Here is a 21,962-nt window from a genome sequence, read left to right on the forward strand (position 1 = left end):
TTTCCCCTTTGATGGCAGACATGGGAGGTCGTGATGACTTCGTTTACCGAACCCAGAATAACGGCGAGCAAGGTGTCATCGGAGCGCTCGTCGGCCTTGGCTGAGCGCTTGCGGCGCGAGATCGCCGGCGACGTACTGTTCGATCCGGCGTCACGTGGTCGCTACGCGACGGACGCTTCGATCTACCAGATTACGCCGGTCGGCGTGGTGATTCCGCGCCATCAGCATGATTTGCTGGTCGCATTGGATATCGCCCGAGATGCCAAGGTGCCGCTGCTGGCGCGCGGTGGCGGCACCAGTCAGTGCGGGCAGACGGTGGGTGATGCCCTGGTGGTCGATACCAGCCGTTGGCTGAACCAGATCGTCGAATTCGATGCGGATGCCCTGACCGTGGTGGTAGAGCCAGGGGTCGTGCTCGACGACCTGAATCGCTGGCTCAAGCCACATGGTTTGTGGTTTCCGGTGGACGTGTCGACCTCGGCCCAATGCACCCTGGGCGGCATGGCCGGCAACAACTCCTGCGGCTCGCGCTCCATTCGCTACGGCAACATGGTGCACAACGTTCTAGGCATCGATGCGTTGCTGGCGGATGGCAGCGAGGCGCGCTTCGGTCTGCTCCATGAGCTGGCGCAGGGCGATCGGGTACGCCAGATCGCCCGCGAGGTGCAGCAAATCGCCGAGCGCGAGCAGAGCAATATTCGAGAGTATTACCCGAAGGTGCTGCGCCGCGTGGGCGGGTACAACCTTGATCTGTTCGACTGCCAAAACCCGCTTCCTTACGATTCGAATGGGCAGGTCAACCTGGCCCATTTGCTGATCGGCTCAGAAGGTACGCTCGCGATCACCCGGCGGATCAAGCTCAAACTGGTGCCGCTACCCCAGCACAAAGTACTGGCCGTGGTGAACTTCCCGACCTTCTATCAGGCCATGGACCTGACCCAGCACATCGTGACGCTCGACCCAACAGCGGTCGAGCTGGTCGATCGCACGATGATCGACCTGTCGATGGAAAACCCGTCCTTCAAGCCGGTGATCGAGAAGGCATTGATCGGCCAGCCGGAGGCATTGTTGCTGGTTGAATTCGCGGGCGAGGAGGTCGCCGGTCTGCAGGAACAGCTCGGCCGACTGAGCGAGCTGATGGCTGACCTCGGTCTGCCCGGCAGCGTGGTCAAAATGACCGAAGCGGTGGAGCAGACAGCCCTGTGGAACGTACGTAAGGCCGGCCTGAACATCATGATGAGCATGAAGGGAGACGGCAAGCCGGTGTCCTTCATCGAAGACTGTGCCGTGCCGCTGGAGCACCTGGCTGAATACACCGCCAAGCTCACCGAGGTGTTCCACAAACATGGCACCGAGGGCACCTGGTACGCCCACGCCAGTGTTGGCACCTTGCACGTGCGACCGATTCTCGACATGCGCCGCGACGGTGCGCAAAAGATGCGCGCCATCGCCGAAGAAGCATCGGCGCTGGTGCGTGCCTACAAGGGGGCCTTTTCCGGCGAGCATGGGGACGGCTTGTGCCGCGGGGAGTGGGTGGCATGGCAGTTCGGCCCGCAGCTCAATGCCGCGTTCAAAGAGGTTAAGCAGCTGTTCGATCCGGACAACCTGTTGAACCCGGGCAAGATCGTCGATACCCCGCGCATGGACGATCACAGCTACTTCCGTTTCCCCAAAACCTATCAGCCGATTCCGGTGACGCCGGTGCTCGACTGGTCGGACTGGAATGTGTTGCGCGATCCACTTACCGGCGAGCAGAGTGCGCCCGGCAGCGGCGCCGATCCGACCGGTGGGCTGATCGGCGCCGTGGAGATGTGCAATAACAACGGTCATTGCCGCAAGTTCGATGCGGGCACAATGTGCCCCAGCTACCGAGCGACACGCGATGAGCAGCATCTGACCCGCGGCCGTGCCAACACATTGCGATTGGCGCTATCCGGCCAACTGGGTCCCGATGGGTTGGCCAGCGAGGACGTCAAGGCTGCGCTCGATCTGTGTGTCTCCTGCAAGGGCTGCAAGCGTGAATGCCCGACGGGCGTCGACATGGCGAAGATGAAAATCGAAGCCCGCGCAGCCTGGGCGAAAGCCCATCCGATGCCGCTGCGTGAGCGCCTGGTGGCGCAAATGCCGCGCTATGCACCGTACGCCAGGCATTTGGCTGGCCTGACGGACATCGTCGAGCGCATGCCGCTGCTGTCGCAATGGCTCAAGCGCTCCTTGGGATTGGCTGGCCAGCGTGCGCTGCCACGCTTCGCGGGCAACTTCCTGGCGACCGCTCCGACAAGCCGTTCGACGCATACGCGGGAGGCCCTGCTATTCGTTGATACCTTCAACAACTACATGGAACCGGAGAACGCGCGGGCCGCCTGTCGTGTCCTCGAGGCGGCTGGCTATCGGGTCCACTTCAACCAGGCGCCACGAGAGCGGCCGTTGTGCTGCGGACGCACCTACCTGGCGTCGGGGCAGATCGGCAAAGCAAAGGCGGAGGCCCGGCGCACGCTCGACTATTTGCTGCCGTTCGTCGAACGTGGCGTGAGCATCGTCGGGCTTGAACCTTCGTGCCTGTTGACCATGCGCGACGAATTCCTCCGCTACGGTTACGGCGAGCAGGCCAAGATGCTGTCCAAGGCATCCTTCCTGTTCGAGGAGTTTCTAGTCAGGGAGCAGGCGGCCGGTAATCTGCAGCTCCAACTCAAGAGGCTGGACGCATCGCGCGCGCTGCTGCACGGTCATTGCCATCAGAAGGCGTTCGATGCGCTACGGCCGGTGGAGCAGGTGTTGCGCTGGATACCGGATCTGGAGGTTAGAACCGTCGAAACCTCCTGCTGCGGGATGGCCGGTAGTTTCGGCTACGAGCGCGAGCACTACGATGCTTCGGTGCAGATGGCCGAACTAGCGTTGTTGCCGGCGGTGCGCAAGGCGCAAGCGGAGGATCTGATAGTGGCCGACGGGACCAGCTGTCGTCACCAGATTCATGACGGGGCCCAGCGTGAAGCCTTGCATGTGGCTAGGGTGCTGGAGCGGGCGTTGGCGTGATGTATCAACGCGGGCGATCTCCCGCGCGATATCAACGCCGGATCGCCCTGGATTTAGCGCGAGGGCCGGCCAATGCCCGGCTGGGCGAGCAGGGGTAGTGTCCGCTTCACTCGTCGAACTCTTCCCAGCCGCCCATTTCTCTCCAGCGATTGACGATGCCGCAGAACAGCTCGGCGGTCTTTTCGGTGTCGTAGCGAGCCGAGTGAGCTTCCCGTCCATCGAAATCGATTCCAGCCGCCTGACAGGCCTTGGCCAGCACGGTCTGGCCATAGGCGAGGCCGGCGAGGGTGGCGGTGTCGAAGCTGGAAAACGGGTGGAACGGGTTGCGCTTGATGTCGCAGCGCGCAATGGCCGCGTTGAGGAAGCCCAGATCGAAGCTGCTGTTGTGACCAACCAGAATGGCGCGCTTGCAGCCGGCTGACTTCACCGCCTTGCGTACACTGCGGATGATTTCGTTCAGCGCCTGAGATTCAGGAACCGCCATCCGTAGCGGATGGTCCAGCTTGATGCCGGTGAATTCCAGCGCTGCGGCCTCGATGTTGGCCCCAGCGAAGGGCTCTACCCGGAAAAACAGCGTTTCCTGTGGGTAGAGCAGGCCCTGCTCATCCATGCCGATGGTCACCGCGGCGATTTCCAGCAGCGCATCGGTGGCGCAATTGAAGCCGCCGCACTCGACGTCCACCACAACCGGAAGGAAGCCACGAAAGCGCCTTGCCATGGGCGAGCGCGGCTTGCCAGGGACATTGCCTTCGAGTTCGTCGTCGAACTGCTCGTCACTCATGCGCTTGTCTCCAACCGCCACTGCAGGGTTTCGCCGGCGCGCAGGGGCACCACGTTGTGCTCGCCGAATGGCAGGTTGGCCGGCACGCTCCAGGATTCACGGACCAGGGTGATCTGCTCGGTGTTGCGCGGCAGGCCATAGAAGTCCGCACCGAAATGGCTGGCGAAGGCCTCCAGCTTGTCCAGCGCCTGGCGTTGCTCGAACGCCTCGGCATACAGCTCGATCGCCGCAAAGGCGGTGTAGCAGCCGGCACAGCCGCAGGCATTTTCCTTGGCATGCTGGGCATGGGGGGCTGAGTCGGTACCGAGGAAGAACTTCGGATTGCCGCTGGTGGCCGCGTCGAGCAGGGCTTCCTGATGGATGTTGCGCTTGAGGATCGGCAGACAGAAGAAGTGCGGACGGATGCCGCCGACCAACATGTGGTTGCGATTGTAGAGCAGATGGTGGGCGGTGATCGTCGCGCCGACATTGGCGCTGGCCGCCTCGACGAACTGCACCGCGTCGCGGGTGGTGATGTGTTCGAACACCACCTTGAGGCTGGGGAAACGCTCGGTAATCCGACTCAGCTGTTCGTCGATGAAATATTTCTCACGATCGAAGATGTCGATCTCGGAGCGCGTGACCTCGCCATGCACCAGCAGCGGCAGGCCGACTTCGGCCATGGTCTCCAGCACCGGGAAGATGTTGTCGATGCGGGTTACGCCCGACGCCGAATTGGTGGTCGCGCCGGCGGGGTAAAGCTTGGCCGCATAAACGAAGCCGCTGGCCTTGGCGGCGCGGATGTCGTCGGGCTGCGTGCCATCGGTGAGATAGAGCACCATCAGCGGCTCGAATACGCTTCCGGCTGGGCGGGCGGCTAGGATCCGCTGGCGGTAGGTCTGCGCTTCCGCGGCATTGCGAACCGGCGGAACCAGGTTCGGCATGATGATCGCGCGCGCGAACTGGTGTGCGGCGTCCGCCACGGTGTGCGGCAACGCTGCGCCGTCGCGCAGATGAATGTGCCAATCGTCGGGGCGCAGTAGTGTCAGTCGGTCAGACATGCAGGGTTCCAGGCGGGTAAAACGTGCGCAAATGCTACCGGAAAATTCGGTGGCTCGCTTCAGCCCCTGAAACGATAAGCGCCGATCGGGCGGAACAGTGAAGTTGCCAGGGCGCCGCGAAGAACCGCAATGGTGGGCGCATGGCCGGCATCAGGGCCGCGGGCAATCGCCATTGGGATTCGTTGCCCAATGCCGAGCCGTCCGGGCAATGCTGTCGGCCAGCCCGGCGATGGCGCGCTGGTGGGCCAGCACAAGGCTGTCCAGCTCGACGCCCGCCTGCTGGTGGATCACGCTGGCGCAGGTCAGTGTCCGGCTGCTCCCGCCGCGTTCGCTCAGCTCCAGACTCCATACAACGTCCAGTGCGGCATGCACGCCGGGCAGCGAGTCGAAACGACGAACATCGGTACGCAGGCTCATCACCGGTGCTCCCGCCCGTCCCGGCAGACCCGCCAGGTCGCGTACGCCGAGGCGGTGTTCCAGCTCGATCGCCAATGCATCATGGAACTCATCGGCAGGCGGCGAGGCCCAGAGCGCGTTCTCGAGAATCGCTAGGCGGCCATCGCTTTCGCGCACCACCAGGCTCGGCTGGTCGACTTGCACGGGAATTCGCACGGGCAGCACCTGCAACTGGAACGCGACCGGCTCGACGGTGCCGGTCGTCTGCGGCTGGGTGGCAATGAGCGTGTGGTAGCGCGTCGGCACCGAGCTGCAGGCGCCCAGGATCAATGCGCCGACGAGCATGAGGAGAGAGGGACGCGGGGTCATGGCTGGTGCTCCGAATTCAGTTCGCGGGAAGTGGCTTGGCCCTTGTAGTTGGCCGGTGTTTCGTCACTGCTGCGACCGCGGATCAGCGATTCCGGGTGGCGTCCGAGATAGTCGGAAAGTGCCCGTACGGAGCGTACCGCACGCTGGACTTCTTCGAGCGTGTCGCCCAGTTGCTGACGCTGCGGCGAACCCTCGGCCAGCGTTTGGTTGGCGTTCTGCAGGGTTTGTTCCGATCGCTCCAATGTTCGCTGGAGCTGGGGAAGGACATCACCGTTGACCTGCTTCAGGGTCTGTCGCAACTCACCGAGACTGCCATTCAGGTTATCGGCCAGGGACTCGATGGGCAGCTTGCTGAGTTTGTCGACCATGGCCTGCAGTTGTTCCTGCAGCTTGTCGAAGCTGCCGGCGATGGTGGGAATGACCATTGGGCGGGCATTCTGGTCGAAGGCGACCTTCGGCGCCCGCTGGTCGAAGTCCAGCGAGATGTACAGCTGGCCGGTAAGCAGATTGCCTGTTCGTGCCTGCGCCCTCAGCCCGCGCTCGACGAATATCTGCATGAGACGAGCGGTGTGCTCTTCGGTATTGCCGCCCAGGGTCTTGGTCAGCTTGTCGTGCGCAGCGCCCAAGCGATTGGGGAAGATCACCGCACCGACTACTACGGGAAAGGTTTTGCTCTTTTCGTCGTAGTCGAGCTTGACCGATACCACGCGACCGACCGGCACGCCGAGAAACTCCACCGGCGCATCGACTTTCAGGCCGCGTAGGGGCTGACCGAAACGCATCTGAATGTAGCGCGGCTGACCGTCAGCGGGTGCCATCGCCTGGCGAACATTGGCAAACAGCGAGAACTCGCTGTCTTGCGTGGCTGGCTTCGCGTCCGGGCTGTAGTTGGGCGCGCGAAAAGCGATGCCGCCGGCGAGTATGGCCGACAGTGACTCGGTATTGACTCGAAGGCCATCCGCAGCGATGGACACGTCGACGCCGCTGGCATTCCAGAAGCGGGTGTCGTCGGTGACGAACTGATCGTAGGGGGCATTGACGAAGACCTGAACCTGAACGCCCTTGCCGTCGTCGGCAAGCTTGAACGAGATCACTTGGCCGACCTGAATGCGACGGTAATACAGCGGCGAGCCGATGCCGAGCGAACCCAGGTCATCGGTGTGCAGCGTGAACTGCTTGCCTTTAGCGCCGAAGGTCACCGGCGGCGGGGCTTCCAGGCCGATGAATTCGCGCCGGGTTTCTTCCGCGCGACCGGCATCGGCCCCGATGAAGGCGCCGGAAAGCAGGGTATCGACGCCGGACACGCCGCTGGCCCCGATGCGCGGACGCACGACCCAGAACTTGGTGTCTTCGCGGGTGAATGGCTCGGCGTTCTGATCCAGCTGCACGGTGGCGATGACGCGGGTTTGATCCTCACTGAGCGCGATCGCGGTGACCTGACCTATGACCACGTTCTTGTACTTGACCTGTGTCTTGTTGGCCTCGAGCCCTTCCGCCGTCTCGAAACTCACGCTTATCTGCGGTCCGGCTGAAAGCCAGTTCTGCATGACCATGGAAAATCCCACCAGCGCGGCGACGATGGGAACCAGCCAGACCAGCGAGACACGGACACGCCGGTGCCTGATCTCGGGGGAGCCGGCTGATAATTCAGGAGAGTGAGGGTTATCTGACATCGTTTTTCTCTGCGTCCCAGATCAATCGCGGATCGAAGCTCATCGAGGCCATCATCGTCAGCACCACGACCAGCCCGAAGAACAGAATACCCAGGCGCGGCTCGATGGTGCCCAGGGCGCGGAACTGCACCAATGCCGCCACCAGCGCGACCACCAGCACGTCCAGCATCGACCAGTAGCCGATGGTTTCGATGAAACGGTACAGCCGTGCGCGTTCGCGCATGGCCCAGCGGCTACGGCGTTGGGTGCTGATCAACAACATGCCGAGGACGAAGAATTTCATGCAAGGCACCCCGACGCTGGCGATGAAAATCAGCAGGGCTATATCCCACGAGCCGTCTTTCCAGAATTCCACCACGCCGCTGAGAATGGTGTTTTCGCTGCCGCTGCCGAACATGTCGGTGTACATCACCGGCAGCATGTTGGCCGGGACATACAGAACCAATGCTGCAATGAGCAATGCCCAGGTGCGCGCCAGGCTATTCGGTTTGCGCCGATGCAGCGGGGCCTCGCAGCGCGGACACTCGAGATCTTCCAGGCGACATGCCAGGCCGCAGTCGTGGCAAAGCTGCAGGCCCAGCTCACAAGCGTAGGGCGGCCGTATCATCGTCCCGGTACGCCCAGTTCGTCCCACAGACCGTCGCGCACATCGCGGCCCGCGATCAGCAGGATCAGAATGGTCAGGACGGCCGTGGCCCAGAGTCCGATCCCCGGATGCACGTCGGCCATGTCGCCGAGCTTGATGATGGCGACCAGAATGCCGAGCAAACACACTTCGAGCATGCTCCAGGGGCGAAGATGTTCCAGCGCCCGCATGCAGGCGCTAAAACCCGGCGCGATTTGGCCGCTGCGCGCATACACCAGGACCCAGGTCAGCAGAATGATCTGCAAAGCCGGCGCGAAGATGATGCTCAGGCCAGCGACCAGCGCGATGGGCGTGATCCGCCCTTGCGCCAATGCCTCGACGGTCCCCCATAACGTCGCCTCGTTGCTGAGGCCCTGCAGGCCTATCTGCATGATGGGAAACGTGTTGGCGAATAGAAACAGGATGGCGGCAGCCAATGTCAGCGCCAGCAACTGATCGGCGTTCAGGAATCTGGCCCGCTCCAGCAGTGCGCCACAGCGCACGCAGTGGGCCGTCTGGCGGCGCGCCAATGCAGGGCGCTGATACACCGAATCGCAGTGCTCGCAGATGATCAGCGGCGTTCCGCCCAGGATGTCCAGATGTGACACCGGAAGCGGGTCGGGCGATTCGGCTGTTTGTCGGGGTGGCAGGCTGTCTTGCTTCAAGGCATCCACTCGATGGGAAGAATCGACAGAAAACGACACGCAGGCTTTGCCCAGACGCTCGTTTGCGGCTCGGTATCATGGCGCGGCTGCTGGCTGCGCCGTTGCTCCAGCCAATGGAGTTTGCCTGATTTGGTCAGCAACACTTCCTAAGCGCTGGCGGGAATAGTGTCACCGAACGTTGGTTCTATCGCCAGCGCCAAACGCAGGCTTCGCCTCGTCTACTTCAAGTTTCCGTGAGTACGACCGATACCCAAGAGACTAAGACACTACTTTCGCTCCTGGAGCCCATCGTGCGCTTGCGCCTTCTAATTCTTGCCTGCCTGCTGGCCCAACCGGCCGATGCTCTCACGTTCCAGACACGTCTGGAGCGGGCGCAGTGGCAGGTGGAAGGCGATCAGTTCGAGTGCCGTCTGACGCAGCCGGTGGCCGGTTTCGGCGCAGGGGAATTCGTGCGGCGAGCGGGAGAGCAACCAACGTTCCGTTTGCAGTCACCTGAGCGCTGGTTGGGCAACGGCTCGGCGACGCTGCTCGCGGCCGCTGCCCCCTGGCAGCCAGAACGGAGCGATATCAATCTGGGCGTTGTTGCTGTAGCGGGTGGCGAAATCCCATTCAACAGTTCGCAGCTACAGGCCGGCCGTCTGCTCAGCGGGCTGCTCGAAGGGCGGAGTCCAGTGGTGCGTCACTACACACGGCAGGGCGGTGAAGCGCTGGAGGTGCGGTTGCTGCCCGCACGTTTCGGCAAGGCCTACGAGGATTTCCGCGCCTGTACGGCGAAGCTGTTGCCGGTCAATTTCGAACAGATCCGCCATTCGCAGGTCGGGTTTCCCACCGGTGACGTCGCGCTCGATGCCTTGGGGCAGGCCAAGCTCGACATCATCCTGCAGTTTCTCAAGGCCGATCCGAGCGTCAATCGAGTCCAGCTCGACGGTCACTCTGACAACAGCGGTAATCGCCTGACCAACCGCGACCTGTCCCGTCGCCGGGCGTTGGCGGTCGAGGAATATCTGATCGCCAATGGTGTGCCAAAGGAACAGATCACGCTACGTTTTCATGGTGAGCGCTATCCGTTGGTTTCCAATAGCAGCGCGGCTAACCGAGCCAAGAACCGGCGGGTGACCCTGCGCTTGGAGCGTGGTCCTGCGACCACCACAGCCGCTGCCGAAGGCAACGCTCCGTCGTCCTGATGCCGAGCGACGCTCACGCCCCTGTAAAACAAACGTCGCGACCAGTAGAATCCCCGCTTTCCTTACAATCCCGGGAGTGGATGGCAATGGCCGACGTAAAGAAGGTAGTCCTGGCGTATTCCGGTGGCCTGGACACCTCGGTGATCCTCAAGTGGCTGCAAGACACCTATAACTGCGAAGTGGTGACCTTTACCGCTGACCTCGGCCAGGGCGAGGAAGTCGAGCCAGCGCGTGCCAAGGCCAAGGCCATGGGTGTCGAGGAAATCTACATCGACGACCTGCGCGAAGAATTCGTTCGCGATTTCGTCTTCCCGATGTTCCGCGCCAACACCGTTTACGAAGGCGAGTACCTGCTGGGTACGTCCATTGCCCGCCCACTGATCGCCAAGCGTCTGATCGAGATCGCCAACGAAACCGGCGCCGATGCCATCTCCCATGGTGCCACCGGCAAGGGTAACGATCAGGTGCGCTTCGAGCTGGGCGCCTACGCGCTCAAACCGGGTGTCAAGGTCATTGCACCCTGGCGTGAATGGGATCTGCTCTCGCGCGAGAAGCTGATGGACTACGCCGCCACGCACGAGATTCCGATCGAGCGCCACGGCAAGAAGAAGTCACCGTACTCCATGGATGCCAACCTGCTGCACATCTCCTATGAAGGTGGCGTGCTGGAAGACACCTGGACCGAGCACGAAGAAGACATGTGGCGCTGGACCCGCTCCCCGGAAACCGCGCCGGACACCCCGACCTATATCGAGCTGACCTATCGCAAGGGCGACATCGTCGCTATCGACGGCAAGGACATGACCCCGGCCGAGGTACTGACCTACCTGAACAAGGTCGGTGGCGAGAACGGCATCGGGCGCCTGGACATCGTCGAGAACCGCTACGTCGGCATGAAGTCGCGTGGCTGTTACGAGACTCCCGGTGGCACCATCATGCTCAAGGGGCACCGCGCTATCGAGTCGATCACCCTCGACCGTGAAGTCGCTCACCTGAAAGACGAGCTGATGCCCAAGTACGCCAGCCTGATCTACAACGGCTACTGGTGGAGCCCGGAGCGCAGCATGCTGCAGCAGATGATCGACGCCTCCCAGATCAATGTGAACGGTGTGGTGCGTCTGAAGCTCTATAAGGGCAACGTCATCGTCACCGGCCGCAAATCGGACGATTCGCTGTTCGACGCCAACATCGCCACCTTCGAGGACGACGCTGGCGCCTATGACCAGGCCGATGCCGGTGGCTTTATCAAGCTCAACGCGCTGCGCATGCGCATCGCTGCGAACAAGGGCCGGACGCAGTTCTAACGACTGCCCATGCCTGACCATGACCCCGGCCACGAGCCGGGGTTATGCTTTCTGCACCTTTAGACGCCTTGCTGAGGAGACAAGACCATGAGACTGCTGCATACCATGCTGCGAGTCGGTGACATGGAGCGATCCATCGCCTTCTACACCGAAGTGCTGGGCATGACACTGCTACGCCGCAAGGATTACCCAGAAGGGAAGTTCACGCTCGCTTTCGTCGGCTACGGCGATGAAGCGCATAACAGTGTGCTGGAGCTGACCCATAACTGGGGCGTCGACCAGTACGATCTAGGCAATGGTTACGGCCATATCGCGTTGGAAGTGGAAGACGTCTACAAGGCTTGCGAGGATATCCGCAGCCGCGGCGGCAAGGTCACCCGCGAACCTGGACCGATGCTGCACGGCAGCAGCATCCTCGCGTTTATCGAGGACCCGGACGGCTATAAGGTCGAACTGTTGTCCCCATCGCGCCGCGATTGATCTGGCCGGCAAAAGAAAAGCCCCGAATCGCGGGGCTTTTTCACTTCAGAGATCGAAGTCGAAGTCATTGAGTTGCTTCTGCAGACGGCGCTCTTCAAGCAGGTTGTCGATAATCCGGCGCTTGGTCAGGTTGGTCTTGGCCACTTCGACCGGAGCCTCTGCAGTATCGTCTTCGTCATCAGCGACGAAGTCATCTTCAATCTGGATCTCTTCTTTCTCGGACACTTGGCTTACTCCACGGCTAAGGCGCGCTGTTGGCGCACCTTATAGCGGCAAAAGAGAAGGCCGTAAAAAAGATTTTTTCAATCAGGCGATAGCTTTTCTACCTGACTGATCAATCGTCCGAGGTCTTATGCTTGTACTCGCAAAGATCTTCGATGCGGCAACTGCCACATTGCGGCTTGCGGGCCTTGCAGACGTAGCGCCCGTGCAGGATAAGCCAGTGATGGGCATCGAGCAGATACTCTTTCGGGACGAACTTGACCAACCGGCGCTCGACCTCCAGCACGTTCTTACCTGGGGCGATGTTGGTGCGGTTGGCGACGCGGAAGATATGTGTGTCCACTGCCATGGTGAACTGGCGAAAGGCGGTGTTGAGCACGACATTAGCCGTCTTGCGGCCTACGCCAGGCAGGGCTTCGAGGTCCTCGCGATTGTCCGGCACCTGGCTGCCATGTTTCTCGATGAGGATGCGACAGGTCTCGAGCACGTTCTTCGCCTTGCTCGGATACAGGCCGATGGTCTTGATATAGCTACACAGACCGTCGTAACCCAGCGCGTATATGGCTTCCGGTGTATTGGCAACAGGGTAGAGCTTGGCCGTTGCCTTGTTGACGCCGACGTCCGTGGCTTGAGCCGACAGGATCACTGCGATCAGCAGTTCGAAGGGCGTGCTGTAGGCCAACTCGGTTTTCGGCTCGGGGTTGTCTTCGTGGAAGCGACGAAAGATTTCCCGGCGTTTCGTGGCATTCATCGGGCAAAGCCTACGGTCTTCATTCGATCGCCCCTGTGACGCGAACGCGACGGCTCTGTACTGGTTCTGCCGGCTGCTGGGCCTTGGCCCGCTCGGCCAGTTGCAGGTCGATGCGGTTCTTCAGAGCGATCAGCAGGCCGAGCACGATGAACGCGCCGGGCGGCAGGATCGCCAGTAGAAAGCCCTTGTAGTCACTGAAAAGGGTGAGCTGCCAGTCGGCGGCGATCGGGCCGAACAGCAGATGCATGTTGGCGAATAACGCGCCCGTCCCGAACAGTTCGCGCAAGCCACCCAGCACCACCAGCACCAGGGCGAAACCCAGACCCATGACGAGCCCATCGAAGGCTGCGATGAGTGGATTGTGTTTGGCCGCGAAACCATCGGCGCGGCCAAGGATCACGCAATTGGTGGTGATCAGCGGGATAAAGATACCGAGAATCTGATACAGCTCGTAGGTGTAGGCCTGCATCAGTAGCTCGATGCAAGTCGTCAGCGCCGCGATGATCATCACGAACGCCGGCAGGCGAACGGCTGTGTTGACCACACCGCGCACCAGCGACACGCCGATGTTCGAGCAGATCAGTACGAGTGCGGTGGCAAGGCCCAGCCCCAGGGCATTGACCACTGAATTGCTCACCCCGAGCAATGGACAGAGGCCTAGCAGTTGGACTAGCGCGGGGTTGTTTTTCCACAGGCCGTTGATGCTCAGTTCGCGATAGCTGGGATTGCTCATGGTGTCTGGCCCTTCTGTTCGGGCTGCGGACTCTCGGTCGGCAACGCGTCACGGGTTGCGGCGGCGCCGGCGCGCGAATGGGTGGTGACATCGGCGGGTTCTGCCATGTCCTCCAAGGCCTGCTCCGGTGTAATTGGGTTACCGCTGGCATTGAGCAGCTCGGCCTTGTGCGCGTCGAAGTACTGCAAGGCCCGATGCACTGCGCCGACCACTGCGCGCGGCGTGATGGTAGCGCCGGCGAACTGGTCGAACGCGCCACGGTCCTTCTTCACGGCCCAACCGGACTCGTCTGGGTCGGTCAGTGAACGGCCGTCGAAGCTGCGGATCCAGGAACTCTTGGCCAGTTCGATCTTGTCGCCTAGGCCGGGTGTTTCGCGATGACCGACCACCCGTACGCCGGCCACTCGTCCATCCGCGCGTACGCCGACGAGCAGCTGTATCGCACCGCTGTAGCCATCAGGCGCGATGGCTTGGAGAATCACCGCACTGGGCTTGCCGTCCTTGCGGGCGATATAGGCCGCCAGCGGCTTGCGGGTGCCGAGCAGTGGATCGTGCACCTCGATGCTGCTGTCGAGCAGCTGGTTATCGTAGCTGTCGCGGGGCAGAATTTCGTTCAAGGCACTTAGCTGCGCGGCACGTTCGGACGCCTGGATGCGCTCGGCAGTGAATTGCTGCAGCAAGGTCACGGCACCTACCGTCACCACGGCGAACAGGCCCAGAACCAGGCTGTTCTTGAACATTGAGCGGCTGAGTTCAGGAACAATCATATCATTCGCCCACCTTGAAACCGCGCTCGGCCTTGCGGTGGCCGTAGGTGCGCGGGCGGGTGTAATAGTCGATGGTGGGGGCGGCCAGGTTCATCAGCAGCACGGCGAATGCCACGGCATCCGGATAACCGCCCCAGGCGCGGATGACATAGACCAGAATGCCTACCCCGGCACCGAAGATCAGCCTGCCTTGATTGCTGGTGGCGCCGCTCACCGGATCCGTCACGATGAAGAATGCGCCAAGCATGGTGGCGCCGCTGAGCAGATGAAACAGCGGCGAGCCGTGGCTGTCGGAGCCCGAACCGTTCCAGAACAGCAGGCTCATCAGCGTGAGCGCGGCGAGCATGCCCACCGGCGCATGCCAGCTGAACAGGCGCTTGTGCAGAAGGAACAGGCCGCCAGCCAGGAATGCCAGATTGACCACTTCCGAACCGATTCCGCCGAAATGGCCGAAGGCCGGGTTCGCCCAGAGTTCCTCGACCGTCAGGCTCTTGTTGACCTTGAGCACGTCGAGGGCAGTGGCCTGGGACCAGCCATCGGGTAGCGAAGCGATGCCGAGGATCTGCTGTAGTCCGGCACCCAGGCCGACGCTGTGCGGCACTGGCCAGGTGGTCATTTCCACGGGGAAGGAAACCAGCACCACTACGTAGCCAATCATCGCCGGGTTGAAAGGATTCTGCCCCAGTCCGCCGTAGAGCTGTTTGCCAAAAGCGATGGCGCTACCCGTGGCAATCAGGGTCAGCCACCAGGGCGAATAGGGGGGGAGCGCCAGAGCCAGCAGCACGGCGGTGACCAGCGCGCTACCGTCGCGCAGGAAGAATGGCACCGGGCGTTGCCGAAGCTTGAGGATCAGCGCCTCACAACCAAGCGCGACGGCGCTGGCCCAGACCAGGTTGATCAATGTGCCGGCGCCATACAGCCAGGTCAGTACAATTGCGCCGGGCAGCGTGGCGGCCAGCACCAGCAACATGACCCGTTGGGTGCGGTTGTTACCCTTGGTGTGCGGTGAAGTGATGCGGGGCAGGGCCATTGGCTCTCCGGTCGAATGCTGATTAGGGCGGTTGATGTCGCGCCACCCAGGATGGTCACGCCAGGGGCGTGTCCACTCCTATAGAATCGGTGTATTCCTGCAGCTTGCGTTCCGCTTCGCTCAGCCGAAGCTTGGCGGCCTCGATTGCGCTGGCTTCGCTGGCCTCGTCACGCTCCAGCTTACGTAGGTCGGCACGGGCGAAGGCAACGTCGGTCTTTAGCGCGCGAGCCTGCTCGTCCACCGGACGTTTTTCGGTACGAACCAATTCTGGTGCGGGCTTTCCTGAATTTTCTTCGGCGTCATGCAGCGCTTGCTCGGCGCTGGCCAAGCCATCACGGAGCTTGCTCAGTTCGGCCTCTTCGGTGCCTTGCTTTTCGGCCTTTTTCAGCTCGGCTCGCTTCATCGCCAGTTCGATCTTGGCTTTCTTCAGGGCCTCGTCGCCAGCAGGCTTGGCCGGGGCGGCAACACCTGCGCTCTGCTGCGCGGAGGCGAGCGTCCGTTCGGCGTCGGTCAGTTGGCCCTGGAGTTTGCTCAGTTCCGCCTGCTGGTCCGTATCCAGCGTTTCGAGTTTTTCCAGCTTGCGAATCTGTGCCCGCAGCATGGCCGCTTCGATCTTGGCCTTCTTCAGCGCCTCGTCGTCGGCCGGTTTGGCCGGGGCGGCGGCAGGTGCGCTCTGCTGCGCGGCGGCAATGGCCTGCTCGGCCGTGGCCAGTTGGCTCTGAAGCTTGCTCAGTTCGCTTTGTTGGTCTGTGTCCAGCGTTTCGAGTTTCTCCAGCTTGCGAATCTGCGCGCGGAGCATGGCTGCTTCGATCTTGGCTTTTTTTGCGGCCTCATCGGCAGGTGGCGCTACCGGTAACGGCGCGGCGGTGGCGATTGCGTCGTCCAGTGCCTTTTGCGCGGCAGCTGCGGCCTGGCGCAATTCGGTGACCTGGGATTCAAGCTCCGGCGTTGCGTGAGCGGCGAACTGCTTCTCGGCCTTCTTCAGAGCAACCTGGGCCATGCTCGCTTCGATTTTGAGCTTCTTCTGCTCATCGGACAGCCCGGCTTTGGTCGCCTGAACGCGGGCCACTGGATCGTCTTGACTGGCGGTCGCGCTGGCGTCGGCCTGAGCGGCCTTGGCTCGGGCGGCCCGCTCAGCGCGTGCCTTGCGGTCGGCTTCCTTCTGCTCTTCGGCGCGTCGTAAGCGGTCCTGGCGCAGTTCGAAGCGCTGTTTGGAATGCTCGGCCTTTTGCTGTTTCTGCTCCAGTGTGCGAATTTCGCCCTTGGCGGCGCGGTAGTACTGCACCAGCGGGATGCTCGACGGGCAGACATAGGCGCAGGCGCCGCACTCAATGCAGTCGAACAGGTTATACGCCTTGAGCTGTTCATGCTCCTGGCCCAGCGCGAAGAAATGCAGCTGTTGCGGCAACAGGCTGGCTGGGCAAGCCTCCGCACACTCGCCGCAGCGAATGCACGGCAGCGCCGGAGGCGGGGGCGGCAACTCCTCCAATGTACTGGCAAGCAGACAGTTGGTGGTCTTGATCAGCGGGACATCCATCGAGGGCAGGGTGAAGCCCATCATCGGCCCACCCATGATCAAACGGTTGAGCCTGTTCTGTTCGAGACCTGCGAAGGCCAGCAGCTCCGCGACCGGTGTTCCGATCAACACCTCGACGTTCATCGGCCGTGCCAGCGCCTCACCGGTCAGCGTGGTGATACGCGAAATGAGTGGCTTGCCCAGCAGCACCGCATCATGAACGGCCACACAGGTCCCGACGTTCTGGCAAAGCATGCCGATGTCCGCCGGCAGGCCGCCGCTGGGGACCTCTTCGCCAGTCAGAATCTGAATTAACTGCTTCTCGCCACCGGAGGGGTATTTGGTCGGAAACACCTTTACGACATAGTTGCGCTCACCGACCGCCGTGCGCACGGCTTCGATGGCTTCGGGCTTGTTGTCTTCAATGCCGATCAGTACCTGCTCCGGCCGGATCAGGTGCGCAAGGATCTCGATGCCAGCGACCAGTTGCGCGGCTTTCTCGCGCATCAGCAGGTCGTCGGCGGTGATATAGGGCTCGCATTCGGTCCCGTTGATGATCAGCGTGCGGATCTGCTGACCGGGAGGGGTTGTCAGCTTGACGCCAGTGGGAAAGCCCGCGCCACCGAGGCCGCTGATGCCTGCCTGTCGAATCAGCTCCAGCAGGTCGCGAGGTTGCATGGCCTGGTAGGCCGTTTTCGGCTCCAGTTCGATCCACTCGTCCTGCCCGTCACTGTCGATGACGATGGCAGCGCTGGGCATGCCCGACACGTGCGGGTAGGGCTGAGGGCCGATGAAGCTGATGGTGCCTGAGGTGGGTGCATGTACCGGCGCGCTGACGAAGCCCGTGGCCTCGGCAATTTTCTGTCCCTTGAGCACTCGTTCGCCCAGAATGACGCAAGGCTCGGCCGGTGCGCCAAGATGCTGGGCAAGCGGCACCACCAATCGAGTGGGCAGCGGCGCTTGCTGGATCGGCGTCCGGTTGGACAGGTCTTTACGCTCCGGCGGGTGAATGCCGCCATGGATATCCCAGACGTTCAGCGAAGTCATGCGGCCTGCCCCCGGTCACTGGCGATCAGTTGGCCCGGCATCAGCGGTTGATCCCACTTCCAGCTCTGCAGGTTGCTGCCAACTTCGATCATGTCGATACAGTCCACGGGACAGGGCTCAACGCACAGATCGCAGCCGGTGCACTCGGAAACGATGACCGTGTGCATCTGCTTCGCCGCGCCGACAATGGCGTCGACCGGGCAGGCCTGGATGCACTTTGTGCAGCCGATGCACTCGGCTTCGCGGATATAGGCGACGCGGGGCGGGACTTCACCCTCGACGGCGTCCAGCGGTTCTGGCTCGACATCGAGCAGATCGGCCAGGGCCTGGATGGTCGATTCGCCGCCCGGCGGGCACTTGTTGATTTTGTCGCCGCCGGCAATCGCCTCGGCGTAGGGTTTGCAGCCTGGGTAGCCGCATTGGCCGCACTGCGTCTGTGGCAGTAGCGCATTGATCTGTTCGGCGATCGGGTCGCCTTCCACGCGAAAACGCACCGCGGCAAAACCGAGGATCGCGCCGCACACCAGACACAGCGCCAGGAGCGAGAGAACGGCAATCACAACCAGACTCATAGCTTGATCAACCCACTGAAGCCCATGAACGCCAGCGACATCAATCCGGCGGTGATCATGCCGATGGCAGCGCCCTGGAAAGACCTTGGAACGTCGGCAATGGCGATGCGCTCACGCATGGCGGCAAACAGCACCAATACCAGCGAGAAGCCCAGACCGGCGGCAAAACCGTTAGCCGTGGCGGTAATGAAGGTGAACTCGGTTTTGTTGGCGTTGAGCAGGGCGACACCGAGCACGATGCAGTTGGTGGTGATCAACGGCAGGAAAATCCCCAGAACTCGGTACAGCAGTGGACTAGTCTTGTTCACCACCATTTCGGTGAACTGCACTACGACGGCGATCACCAGGATAAAACTGATGGTGCGTAAGAATTCGAGGTCCAGCGGTTTCAACACGTACTGCTGAATGATGTAGCTGCACATTGCTGCCAGGGTCAGGACGAAGGTCGTAGCCAGCGAGAGGCCGATGGCGGTTTCGATTTTCTTCGAAACACCCATAAACGGGCACAGACCGAGGAACTGCACCAGCACGAAATTGTTGACCAGGATGGCGCTAACCATGATCAGGGCGAGTTCGGTCATCGCGGGGTTCCTGTGGCGCTCTGCATGAGCCGAGGCTAAAAGGCCGCCATTATCGGGGAACCGGTGGTAGCCATACAAGGCCGCGACGGTCAGCGGCTTCTGCTCATGCTGCGGCTCGGTGACACATATGGAAATGCACCAGCCGTCCGCTCGGATATCAGCCTGCCATTTGCTGTGGTCTGATAGGGTGAGGTCGCAGCTTTCAGATGGAGCGGCTGCTGGAGGTGTTCAATGAATATTCGAATGGCGGTCCTATTGCTCGGACTGGGATTCGGCACCCATGTGTGTGCTGATTCGCGGGGTGGCGTGTGGTTCTACCAGCCGGACGGCGGCAGCTATCGAGTCGAAAGCCGTTCGTACCAGTACGATCCTCGCAGTCCATACTCTCACTACCGGCAATATCCGCAGAATCTGCCGCCGCGCTATCAAGGGCAGCTTCCTCCGCAGTATTACGATAGGCACCGTGGGTCTGATCGGCACCGCTGGAACCATGGGCGCCGGGGTGAGATTCGCCAGTTTCAGCGTTGGGACAATGGACGCAGGTCAGGATTTGACCATCCCCACCGCTTACGCCAGGACCGTCCGCAGAATTTTGGTCGACCGCCCCTGGTCCGCGATGGACGCGATTATCGGCACCAGCGGCGTGGCTTCAACGATCGCCATTACCGCTGAGTGTTTCCGGGGTCAGCACACCGGGCATGGGGCGAGCAAGGGCAGACTGGATAGCGTCGGTCTGCGGCGCTCGGCCCCACCTTCGGCCCTTGGCAATCGCCTCTACGCTTCAGTCTTCAGCGATTTCTCCAGCGCGGATCGCGCTTCTCCAGGAAGGCGTTGACGCCTTCAAGGGTATCCTCGGCGTCGAACAGATCGACGAAGGCCTCCCGCTCGGCGGCCGCGAGGCTCACGGGCCCGCGGCTACGCATCGAATCGATCAGCGGTTTGATCGTGCGTACTGCAACTGGGCTCTGACGCCCAACACGAGTGGCCAGCAGCAATGCATGACCGCGCGCTTCGCCAGGTTCTACGACTTGTTCCACCAGACCGATACGCAGAGCCGTATCCGCCGTTACCCGCTCACCACAGAGGATCATTCGCTTGGCCCAGCCTTCGCCCACTAGCCAGGCGAGCGCTTGTGTGCCGCCGGCGCAGGGCAGCAAGCCGACCGAAGCTTCCGGCAAGCCGAGCTGAGCCTGTTGTTCGGCAATGCGGATATCGCAGGCCAGTGCACATTCGAGGCCGCCGCCGAGCGCGAAGCCATTGATGGCCGCTATCGATACCCCGCGAAACTCGCGTAGGGCCTCGAAGGCATCGCCGAAGCGCTTCGCCATCTCGCGCGCCCGGGTGCGGTCGCCGTCGGCGAAGAGCTTGAGATCTGCACCGGCGCTGAAGAACTTTTCACCCTGACCGCTGATGACCAGTGCGTAAACTTCGTCGTCATGGTTCAGATGTTCGACCACCTGCTTGAGGCCGATCAGTGAGTCGCGATCCCAGGTGTTGGCCGGCGGATGGTTGATGGTGATCAGTGCGGTATGGCCATGCTTTTCCACGGTCAGCTTGTGGGTCAGGTCGAAGACTCCGGACTTGTAAGGTTCAACTGCGGTCGTGCTCATGATGATGGTCATCCTCGTCGGGATTCGTTGCGTGCGCCTCGTCTGCATCAGATGCGCGAATAGCCCGTGTGTTGCAGGACGGTCGTCGTGACAGAACAGGCTGCCTGTAAGACAAGTCTAGGCGCGATCACTCCCGCCAGGGCGGGGCGTCGTATGGGAGGGCGGGATGCTATCGCGGGGGCGGACGATGCTTCCGGGGCCGGGTGTTGATTCGATGCGTCTGGAGCGGCCTGGGTCGACCCGTGCCGCTCCTCCCGCGTTTATTGCAGTGCCAGCGCTTGGCCACCGGCGCGGCGCTCGGCCTGCCATTCGGCGAGGGATGGCGCAGCCTGCTCTCCGGTCAGGCGGTGGACAATCTCGAAGTAATCCTGCTTGAAGCGGTCTTTGAGTACCTCCTCGCGGGGCTTGACCTTCACTGCGTACACCGTCTGCACATTCTGATGATCGAAGGCACGCCATTGCTGCTCGCCCTTGAGCAGGCTGTAACGATGGCCTTCGAGTGCTGCGATGATCCGCTCGCTGTCGAGACTGCGCGCGCGCGTCGCCGCATCGGCCCATTGATAGACGATGCTGTAGGCCGAAGCGGCCGAGCTGGAAGGGTGGGTCTGGTAACGCTCATCGTATCGTTCGACGAACTGCTGGCCCGCTACCGAGCCTTCCAGCTCCGGTACGCGCCAGGTCCACGGCTCGGTGCCCAGGACGCCGCGCATAATGTCGGGACCTGCGGTTTCGACCATGCTCAGCGTCAGGTTGGGGACGGCGACCTGCATCCTTTTGTTCAGGCCGAGTTCGTCGGCAATTCGCATTGCTCGAACCAGATCTTCGCCGAATAGCACCAGCACAAGCACTTCAGCGTCGCTCTTGGCAACCTGGGTTAGGGCCTCACGGTAGTCAGAGAGGCGCGCGCCGGGAAACGCAGTTTTAATACCGGGGTGCTGGTTGCTGTTCTGAGTGTTGGTCGCCTGGCGCAGAGAGCTTTCGCTGGTATGGCCCCAGGTGTAGTCGGAAGTGATGTAGAAGTAGCGCTTGTTCGGCAGGTTTTTGTTCAGATACTGCCCCAGCACCTGCGCGCTCATCCAGGCGCTGTTGCATTCACGGAACAGGTAACGATGGGCATCCTTGCCTGTCGTGTCGTTGGAATAGGTGAGTGTGCCGAAGTAGAGCAGACCGCGCTCCTTGGCGCGCTTGCCAGCGGCAATCGCGACCGCGCTCGAGGCGCCGCCGAACAGCATGGCAGCGCCTTCGTCGGCCAGTTTGTCGACGTTTGCCACGGCCTTCTCCGGTCGCGACGCCGAGTTGCGGCTGGAAAGCTTCAGTGGCCGACCCAGCACGCCTCCCTTGGCGTTGATCTCGTCGATCGCCAGCAGAGCGCCGCGCATTTGCGAGAGGCCTTCTTCTTTATAACTGCCGGTTCGCGGGTAATTGAGGCCGAGGGTGATCGGCTCGGCAGCTTCGGCAGTCAGGCAGAAACCCAACCCCAAGGCTAGGAGGGTCGTCCGTTTCATTGCAGGATCCTTATTGTAGTTGTTGTTGGCGAGAGCCTTTTTTACTGCGCATCACCAGGGGCCGTCACGCTTTCATTG

General features: G+C 61.9%; 20 protein-coding genes. 4 read left to right on the forward strand and 16 right to left on the reverse strand.

Annotated features, from left to right (window positions below):
* Window positions 1-33 precede the first annotated feature (33 nt).
* A complete protein-coding gene (locus ACL0K2_RS18560; protein WP_413043191.1) occupies window positions 34-3,033 on the forward strand; it encodes an FAD-binding and (Fe-S)-binding domain-containing protein in 3,000 nt (999 codons plus the stop codon).
* Window positions 3,034-3,139: 106 nt separating this feature from the next.
* On the opposite strand, the gene rnt is transcribed toward ACL0K2_RS18560, so the two are convergent.
* From rnt to ACL0K2_RS18590, 6 genes are all read right to left on the reverse strand, one after another.
* Complete coding sequence (gene rnt, locus ACL0K2_RS18565) at window positions 3,140-3,814, reverse strand: ribonuclease T (protein WP_045160985.1); 675 nt, start codon at window positions 3,812-3,814, stop codon at window positions 3,140-3,142.
* Window positions 3,811-4,854: a dihydroorotase gene (pyrC, locus tag ACL0K2_RS18570; protein WP_045160986.1), complete on the reverse strand. Its 1,044-nt coding sequence runs from the start codon at window positions 4,852-4,854 to the stop codon at window positions 3,811-3,813. Before pyrC ends, rnt begins: the two co-directional genes overlap by 4 nt.
* A gap of 150 nt (window positions 4,855-5,004) precedes the next feature.
* Entirely contained in the window at window positions 5,005-5,619 is a 615-nt protein-coding gene (locus ACL0K2_RS18575; RefSeq protein ID WP_045160987.1) for a membrane integrity-associated transporter subunit PqiC, read from the reverse strand.
* Window positions 5,616-7,292, reverse strand: a complete 1,677-nt coding sequence (locus ACL0K2_RS18580) for an intermembrane transport protein PqiB (protein WP_413043192.1) — start codon at window positions 7,290-7,292, stop codon at window positions 5,616-5,618. The genes ACL0K2_RS18575 and ACL0K2_RS18580 overlap by 4 nt, the downstream gene beginning before the upstream one ends.
* Window positions 7,282-7,899: a paraquat-inducible protein A gene (locus ACL0K2_RS18585; protein WP_045160989.1), complete on the reverse strand. Its 618-nt coding sequence runs from the start codon at window positions 7,897-7,899 to the stop codon at window positions 7,282-7,284. Before ACL0K2_RS18585 ends, ACL0K2_RS18580 begins: the two co-directional genes overlap by 11 nt.
* Window positions 7,896-8,510, reverse strand: coding sequence for a paraquat-inducible protein A (locus tag ACL0K2_RS18590; protein WP_080890557.1), 615 nt, complete (start codon window positions 8,508-8,510; stop codon window positions 7,896-7,898). Before ACL0K2_RS18590 ends, ACL0K2_RS18585 begins: the two co-directional genes overlap by 4 nt.
* A 362-nt stretch (window positions 8,511-8,872) precedes the next feature.
* On the opposite strand from ACL0K2_RS18590, the gene ACL0K2_RS18595 reads away from it, so the two are divergent.
* The 3 genes from ACL0K2_RS18595 (at window position 8,873) to gloA (ending at window position 11,550) form a co-directional block, all read left to right on the forward strand.
* Window positions 8,873-9,766: a flagellar protein MotY gene (locus ACL0K2_RS18595; RefSeq protein ID WP_045160990.1), complete on the forward strand. Its 894-nt coding sequence runs from the start codon at window positions 8,873-8,875 to the stop codon at window positions 9,764-9,766.
* Between the two features lie 86 nt (window positions 9,767-9,852).
* The gene (locus ACL0K2_RS18600; protein ID WP_045160991.1) at window positions 9,853-11,070 is read left to right on the forward strand and encodes an argininosuccinate synthase; all 1,218 of its coding nucleotides are present in this window, start codon (window positions 9,853-9,855) and stop codon (window positions 11,068-11,070) included.
* An 87-nt stretch (window positions 11,071-11,157) separates the two neighbouring features.
* Window positions 11,158-11,550 (forward strand): lactoylglutathione lyase, encoded by a 393-nt coding sequence (gene gloA / locus ACL0K2_RS18605; protein ID WP_045160992.1) that lies wholly within the window; start codon window positions 11,158-11,160, stop codon window positions 11,548-11,550.
* Between the two features lie 45 nt (window positions 11,551-11,595).
* Here gloA and ACL0K2_RS18610 read toward each other — a convergent pair whose 3' ends face one another.
* The 10 genes from ACL0K2_RS18610 to ACL0K2_RS18655 form a co-directional block, all read right to left on the reverse strand.
* Window positions 11,596-11,775: a PA3496 family putative envelope integrity protein gene (locus ACL0K2_RS18610; RefSeq protein ID WP_045160993.1), complete on the reverse strand. Its 180-nt coding sequence runs from the start codon at window positions 11,773-11,775 to the stop codon at window positions 11,596-11,598.
* A 109-nt stretch (window positions 11,776-11,884) separates the two neighbouring features.
* Window positions 11,885-12,523 carry an endonuclease III gene (gene nth, locus ACL0K2_RS18615; protein ID WP_045160994.1) on the reverse strand — a complete coding sequence of 213 codons (639 nt, stop codon included), beginning with the start codon at window positions 12,521-12,523 and terminating at the stop codon, window positions 11,885-11,887.
* A gap of 19 nt (window positions 12,524-12,542) precedes the next feature.
* Entirely contained in the window at window positions 12,543-13,256 is a 714-nt protein-coding gene (locus ACL0K2_RS18620) for an electron transport complex subunit E (RefSeq protein ID WP_045160995.1), read from the reverse strand.
* Complete coding sequence (gene rsxG, locus ACL0K2_RS18625; RefSeq protein WP_045160996.1) at window positions 13,253-14,023, reverse strand: electron transport complex subunit RsxG; 771 nt, start codon at window positions 14,021-14,023, stop codon at window positions 13,253-13,255. Before rsxG ends, ACL0K2_RS18620 begins: the two co-directional genes overlap by 4 nt.
* A 1-nt stretch (window position 14,024) precedes the next feature.
* The gene (locus ACL0K2_RS18630; protein WP_045160997.1) at window positions 14,025-15,053 is read right to left on the reverse strand and encodes an RnfABCDGE type electron transport complex subunit D; all 1,029 of its coding nucleotides are present in this window, start codon (window positions 15,051-15,053) and stop codon (window positions 14,025-14,027) included.
* 55 nt (window positions 15,054-15,108) lie between these two features.
* Window positions 15,109-17,616, reverse strand: coding sequence for an electron transport complex subunit RsxC (gene rsxC / locus ACL0K2_RS18635; RefSeq protein ID WP_413043193.1), 2,508 nt, complete (start codon window positions 17,614-17,616; stop codon window positions 15,109-15,111).
* Entirely contained in the window at window positions 17,613-18,188 is a 576-nt protein-coding gene (rsxB, locus tag ACL0K2_RS18640; protein WP_045160999.1) for an electron transport complex subunit RsxB, read from the reverse strand. The genes rsxC and rsxB overlap by 4 nt, the downstream gene beginning before the upstream one ends.
* The gene (gene rsxA, locus ACL0K2_RS18645; RefSeq protein WP_045161000.1) at window positions 18,185-18,769 is read right to left on the reverse strand and encodes an electron transport complex subunit RsxA; all 585 of its coding nucleotides are present in this window, start codon (window positions 18,767-18,769) and stop codon (window positions 18,185-18,187) included. The genes rsxB and rsxA overlap by 4 nt, the downstream gene beginning before the upstream one ends.
* Before the next feature lie 788 nt (window positions 18,770-19,557).
* Window positions 19,558-20,379: an enoyl-CoA hydratase gene (locus ACL0K2_RS18650; protein ID WP_413043194.1), complete on the reverse strand. Its 822-nt coding sequence runs from the start codon at window positions 20,377-20,379 to the stop codon at window positions 19,558-19,560.
* 260 nt (window positions 20,380-20,639) lie between these two features.
* Window positions 20,640-21,884 (reverse strand): ABC transporter substrate-binding protein, encoded by a 1,245-nt coding sequence (locus tag ACL0K2_RS18655; RefSeq protein ID WP_045161002.1) that lies wholly within the window; start codon window positions 21,882-21,884, stop codon window positions 20,640-20,642.
* Window positions 21,885-21,962 lie beyond the last annotated feature (78 nt).

Source organism: Pseudomonas sp. YJ42 (genome assembly GCF_047225135.1).
GTDB lineage: Bacteria > Pseudomonadota > Gammaproteobacteria > Pseudomonadales > Pseudomonadaceae > Stutzerimonas > Stutzerimonas stutzeri_E.

Coding starts and splice junctions, on each gene's coding strand:
- ACL0K2_RS18560 (WP_413043191.1), top strand. CDS start 34: ATGACTTCGTTTACCGAACCCAGAATAACGGCGAGCAAGGTGTCATCG.
- rnt (WP_045160985.1), bottom strand. CDS start 3,814: ATGAGTGACGAGCAGTTCGACGACGAACTCGAAGGCAATGTCCCTGGC.
- pyrC (WP_045160986.1), bottom strand. CDS start 4,854: ATGTCTGACCGACTGACACTACTGCGCCCCGACGATTGGCACATTCAT.
- rsxC (WP_413043193.1), bottom strand. CDS start 17,616: ATGACTTCGCTGAACGTCTGGGATATCCATGGCGGCATTCACCCGCCG.
- ACL0K2_RS18650 (WP_413043194.1), bottom strand. CDS start 20,379: ATGAGCACGACCGCAGTTGAACCTTACAAGTCCGGAGTCTTCGACCTG.
- ACL0K2_RS18585 (WP_045160989.1), bottom strand. CDS start 7,899: ATGATACGGCCGCCCTACGCTTGTGAGCTGGGCCTGCAGCTTTGCCAC.
- ACL0K2_RS18630 (WP_045160997.1), bottom strand. CDS start 15,053: ATGGCCCTGCCCCGCATCACTTCACCGCACACCAAGGGTAACAACCGC.
- ACL0K2_RS18655 (WP_045161002.1), bottom strand. CDS start 21,884: ATGAAACGGACGACCCTCCTAGCCTTGGGGTTGGGTTTCTGCCTGACT.
- ACL0K2_RS18575 (WP_045160987.1), bottom strand. CDS start 5,619: ATGACCCCGCGTCCCTCTCTCCTCATGCTCGTCGGCGCATTGATCCTG.
- nth (WP_045160994.1), bottom strand. CDS start 12,523: ATGAATGCCACGAAACGCCGGGAAATCTTTCGTCGCTTCCACGAAGAC.
- rsxB (WP_045160999.1), bottom strand. CDS start 18,188: ATGAGTCTGGTTGTGATTGCCGTTCTCTCGCTCCTGGCGCTGTGTCTG.
- ACL0K2_RS18620 (WP_045160995.1), bottom strand. CDS start 13,256: ATGAGCAATCCCAGCTATCGCGAACTGAGCATCAACGGCCTGTGGAAA.
- ACL0K2_RS18600 (WP_045160991.1), top strand. CDS start 9,853: ATGGCCGACGTAAAGAAGGTAGTCCTGGCGTATTCCGGTGGCCTGGAC.
- ACL0K2_RS18580 (WP_413043192.1), bottom strand. CDS start 7,292: ATGTCAGATAACCCTCACTCTCCTGAATTATCAGCCGGCTCCCCCGAG.
- rsxA (WP_045161000.1), bottom strand. CDS start 18,769: ATGACCGAACTCGCCCTGATCATGGTTAGCGCCATCCTGGTCAACAAT.
- rsxG (WP_045160996.1), bottom strand. CDS start 14,023: ATGATTGTTCCTGAACTCAGCCGCTCAATGTTCAAGAACAGCCTGGTT.
- gloA (WP_045160992.1), top strand. CDS start 11,158: ATGAGACTGCTGCATACCATGCTGCGAGTCGGTGACATGGAGCGATCC.